This window comes from Flavobacterium ponti, assembly GCF_042652765.1.
Taxonomy (GTDB): Bacteria; Bacteroidota; Bacteroidia; order Flavobacteriales; family Flavobacteriaceae; genus Flavobacterium; species Flavobacterium ponti.
Genome location: NZ_JBHSGW010000007.1, coordinates 1 through 5,058, shown reverse-complemented (window position 1 = coordinate 5,058; position 5,058 = coordinate 1). Strand labels below are relative to the sequence as shown.

Annotated in this window: 2 tRNA genes and 2 rRNA genes; all 4 read right to left on the bottom strand. The window is 46.9% G+C overall.

Annotated elements, in window-relative coordinates:
- Positions 1-29: 29 nt before the first annotated feature.
- Positions 30-2,907: ribosomal RNA gene (locus tag ACFO3U_RS07290) — 23S ribosomal RNA — on the bottom strand.
- Between the two features lie 106 nt (positions 2,908-3,013).
- Positions 3,014-3,087 (bottom strand) — tRNA-Ala (locus ACFO3U_RS07285).
- 90 nt (positions 3,088-3,177) lie between these two features.
- Positions 3,178-3,251: transfer RNA gene (locus ACFO3U_RS07280), tRNA-Ile, on the bottom strand.
- A gap of 85 nt (positions 3,252-3,336) precedes the next feature.
- Positions 3,337-4,852 (bottom strand): 16S ribosomal RNA (locus tag ACFO3U_RS07275).
- The 16S and 23S rRNA genes sit together here with 2 tRNA genes alongside, the layout of an rRNA operon.
- Between the last annotated feature and the right edge of the window lie 206 nt (positions 4,853-5,058).

The following is a 5,058-nucleotide window of genomic DNA, read 5'->3' as shown; positions in this document are numbered from 1 at the left end:
CTTCCTCCCGATTTCTCAGGAGGAAATTTGTACATAAGCTTACGGGTTATTAGTACTACTCGACTATGACATTACTGCCTTTACATCTATAGCCTATCAACGTGGTCATCTTCCACGACCCTTAAAAGAAATCTCATCTTATGGTGGGTTTCGCGCTTATATGCTTTCAGCGCTTATCCCTTCCAAACGTAGCTACTCTGCAGTGCTCCTGGCGGAACAACAGATACACCAGCGGTTTGTCCAATTCGGTCCTCTCGTACTAGAATCAGATCCATTCAAATTTCTAACGCCCACAGTAGATAGAGACCGAACTGTCTCACGACGTTCTGAACCCAGCTCGCGTGCCACTTTAATGGGCGAACAGCCCAACCCTTGGGACCTTCTCCAGCCCCAGGATGTGACGAGCCGACATCGAGGTGCCAAACCCCCCCGTCGATATGAGCTCTTGGGGGAGATCAGCCTGTTATCCCCGGCGTACCTTTTATCCTTTGAGCGATGGCCCTTCCATACGGAACCACCGGATCACTATGCTCTACTTTCGTACCTGATCGACCTGTATGTCTCTCAGTCAAGCTCCCTTATACCATTGCACTCTACGCACGGTTACCAAGCGTGCTGAGGGAACCTTTAGAAGCCTCCGTTACTCTTTTGGAGGCGACCACCCCAGTCAAACTACCCACCAAACAATGTCCCCCGATTACGGGGTTAGGCCTCAGACAAGCAAAGGGTGGTATTTCAACAATGACTCCACAACGCCTAGCGACGCCACTTCAAAGTCTCCCACCTATCCTACACATCACGTGTCCAAGGTCAATATTAAGCTATAGTAAAGGTGCACAGGGTCTTTTCGTCCCACTGCGGGTAAGCGGCATCTTCACCGCTACTACAATTTCACCGAGCTCATGGCTGAGACAGTGTCCAGATCGTTACACCATTCGTGCAGGTCGGAACTTACCCGACAAGGAATTTCGCTACCTTAGGACCGTTATAGTTACGGCCGCCGTTTACTTGGGCTTCATTTCAATGCTTCTCCGAAGATAACATCTCCACTTAACCTTCAAGCACCGGGCAGGTGTCAGGCCCTATACTTCATCTTACGATTTTGCAGAGCCCTGTGTTTTTGATAAACAGTCGCCTGGACCTTTTCACTGCGGCCAGCATTGCTGCTGGCGACCTTTCTCCCGAAGTTACAGGTCTATTTTGCCTAATTCCTTAGCCATGAATCTCTCGAGCACCTTAGGATTCTCTCCTCGACTACCTGTGTCGGTTTGCGGTACGGGTACTTATAATCTAAGTTTAGAAGTTTTTCTTGGAAGCCCTTAGGCACACTATCTCTTTGTCCGAAGACTCTGAGTACTATCGTATTTCCCCAAGATCCGTGGATTTGCCTGCGGTTCTTATAGGTAGGTACTTCAACGAACTATTCCGTCAGTTCGCGGTGCTTTCATCACTCCGTCACTCCATCACAATTATAAGTAGTACGGGAATATTAACCCGTTGGCCATCGACTGTCCCTTTCGGGTTCGCCTTAGGACCCGACTAACCCACAGCTGATTAGCATAGCTGTGGAAACCTTAGTCTTTCGGTGTGCGGGTTTCTCGCCCGCATTATCGTTACTTATGCCTACATTTTCTTTTCTAACCAGTCCAGCATAACTCACATTACACCTTCAACCCTGTTAGAATGCTCCCCTACCACTTAGAGTAAACTCTAAATCCATAGCTTCGGTACTATACTTATGCCCGATTATTATCCATGCTCGTCCGCTCGACTAGTGAGCTGTTACGCACTCTTTAAATGAATGGCTGCTTCCAAGCCAACATCCTAGCTGTCTGGGCAGACAAACCTCGTTATTTCAACTTAGTATAGATTTTGGGACCTTAGCTGATGGTCTGGGTTCTTTCCCTCTCGGACATGGACCTTAGCACCCATGCCCTCACTGCTGGTAAACATTATATAGCATTCGGAGTTTGTCAGGAATTGGTAGGCGGTGAAGCCCCCGCATCCAATCAGTAGCTCTACCTCTATATAACTTTAAACCAACGCTGCACCTAAATGCATTTCGGGGAGTACGAGCTATTTCCGAGTTTGATTGGCCTTTCACCCCTACCCACAAGTCATCCCAAGACTTTTCAACGTCAACGGGTTCGGACCTCCACTTTGGGTTAACAAAGCTTCATCCTGCTCATGGGTAGATCACACGGTTTCGCGTCTAACACTACTGACTAAAGCGCCCTATTCAGACTCGCTTTCGCTACGGATCCACACCTGAAGTGCTTAACCTTGCCAGCAACGTTAACTCGTAGGCTCATTATGCAAAAGGCACGCCGTCACCCCTAAAGGCTCCGACCGCTTGTAAGCGTATGGTTTCAGGATCTATTTCACTCCGTTATTCACGGTTCTTTTCACCTTTCCCTCACGGTACTGGTTCACTATCGGTCTCTCAGGAGTATTTAGCCTTAGCGGATGGTCCCGCTAGATTCACACAGGGTTTCACGTGCCCCGCGCTACTCAGGATACCACTATCAATATGTTCTCTTACTTATACAGGGCTATCACCTTCTCTGGCCTACCTTTCCAGGTAATTCTAATTCAATCCCCATCAAATATTGTGGTCCTACAACCCCAACATTGCCGTAACAACATTGGTTTGGGCTAATCCGCGTTCGCTCGCCACTACTTACGGAATCACTTTTGTTTTCTTCTCCTCCGCCTACTTAGATGTTTCAGTTCAGCGGGTTTGCTCACCTATCGGTGTGACATGTCTTCAACATGACGGGTTGCCCCATTCGGATATCTACGGATTAATGGATATGTGCTCCTCCCCGTAGCTTTTCGCAGCTTATCACGTCCTTCTTCGCCTCTGAGAGCCTAGGCATTCCCCATACGCCCTTATTTTGCTTATTGTACTTTTGTATAATCATAATAAACTATGACTCTACTTTTTTCTTTCTACTTTTTTTAAATATTTTTTATCTCAATATGTCAATGAACTTTTTTCTTTTCAGAATTGTGGAGAATATCGGAGTCGAACCGATGACCTCCTGCGTGCAAGGCAGGCGCTCTAGCCAGCTGAGCTAATCCCCCATTTTTTAGTCGGCAGTTAACAGTTTGCAGTTAACAGACTTCAAACGGCTTACTCAACCCCTAAAATTTCCTTTTAATCATAAAATTAAGTAGTCCCGGGCAGACTCGAACTGCCGACCCCTACATTATCAGTGTAGTACTCTAACCAGCTGAGCTACGAGACTCTGTATTTATGATTTATTATTTGAATTAACAGCGAGAGTAAAATTCTCTTTTACTTAAACTTTTTAACTTACATCTTTTCTCTAGAAAGGAGGTGTTCCAGCCGCACCTTCCGGTACGGCTACCTTGTTACGACTTAGCCCCAGTTACCAGTTTTACCCTAGGCAGCTCCTTGCGGTCACCGACTTCAGGTACCCCCAGCTTCCATGGCTTGACGGGCGGTGTGTACAAGGCCCGGGAACGTATTCACCGGATCATGGCTGATATCCGATTACTAGCGATTCCAGCTTCACGGAGTCGAGTTGCAGACTCCGATCCGAACTGAGAACGGTTTTGAAGATTCGCATCATGTCACCATGTAGCTGCTCTCTGTACCGTCCATTGTAGCACGTGTGTGGCCCAAGGCGTAAGGGCCGTGATGATTTGACGTCATCCCCACCTTCCTCACAGTTTGCACTGGCAGTCTCGTTAGAGTTCCCGACATTACTCGCTGGCAACTAACAACAGGGGTTGCGCTCGTTATAGGACTTAACCTGACACCTCACGGCACGAGCTGACGACAACCATGCAGCACCTTGTAATTTGTCCGAAGAAAAATCTGTTTCCAAATCTGTCAAACTACATTTAAGCCTTGGTAAGGTTCCTCGCGTATCATCGAATTAAACCACATGCTCCACCGCTTGTGCGGGCCCCCGTCAATTCCTTTGAGTTTCAAACTTGCGTTCGTACTCCCCAGGTGGGATACTTATCACTTTCGCTTAGCCACTCAGATTGCTCCGAACAGCTAGTATCCATCGTTTACGGCGTGGACTACCAGGGTATCTAATCCTGTTCGCTACCCACGCTTTCGTCCATCAGCGTCAATATATTAGTAGTAACCTGCCTTCGCAATTGGTATTCCATGTAATATCTAAGCATTTCACCGCTACACTACATATTCTAGTTACTTCCTAATAATTCAAGACCTACAGTATCAATGGCAGTTTCCCAGTTGAGCTGGGAGATTTCACCACTGACTTATAAGCCCGCCTACGGACCCTTTAAACCCAATGATTCCGGATAACGCTTGGATCCTCCGTATTACCGCGGCTGCTGGCACGGAGTTAGCCGATCCTTATTCCTACAGTACCGTCAAGTCCCGACACGTCGGGGTGTTTCTTCCTGTATAAAAGCAGTTTACAATCCATAGGACCGTCTTCCTGCACGCGGCATGGCTGGATCAGGCTTGCGCCCATTGTCCAATATTCCTCACTGCTGCCTCCCGTAGGAGTCTGGTCCGTGTCTCAGTACCAGTGTGGGGGATCTCCCTCTCAGGACCCCTACCCATCATTGCCTTGGTATGCCGTTACCATACCAACTAGCTAATGGGACGCATGCTCATCTTGTTCCGATAAATCTTTAATTATTAAATGATGCCACTTTATAATACTATAAGGTATTAATCCAAATTTCTCTGGGCTATCCCTTTGAACAAGGTAGATTGCATACGCGTTACGCACCCGTGCGCCGGTCTCAAAGGAGCAAGCTCCTTCTACCCCTCGACTTGCATGTGTTAGGCCTGCCGCTAGCGTTCATCCTGAGCCAGGATCAAACTCTTCATCGTATAATTTTAATATTGTAGATAAAGTTTACTAGGTCTATTGCACTACTCGAAAAATCTTACTCTCTCTTAAATTTACAATTTAAATATTCCTATTTAAATCGTGCTGTCAATCCAATATGTCTATGAACGTGTCATTCTATTTTATCGCTTGTTTCTCAAAGCGGGTGCAAAAGTACAACTTTATTTTAATCTCGCAAGTTTTATTT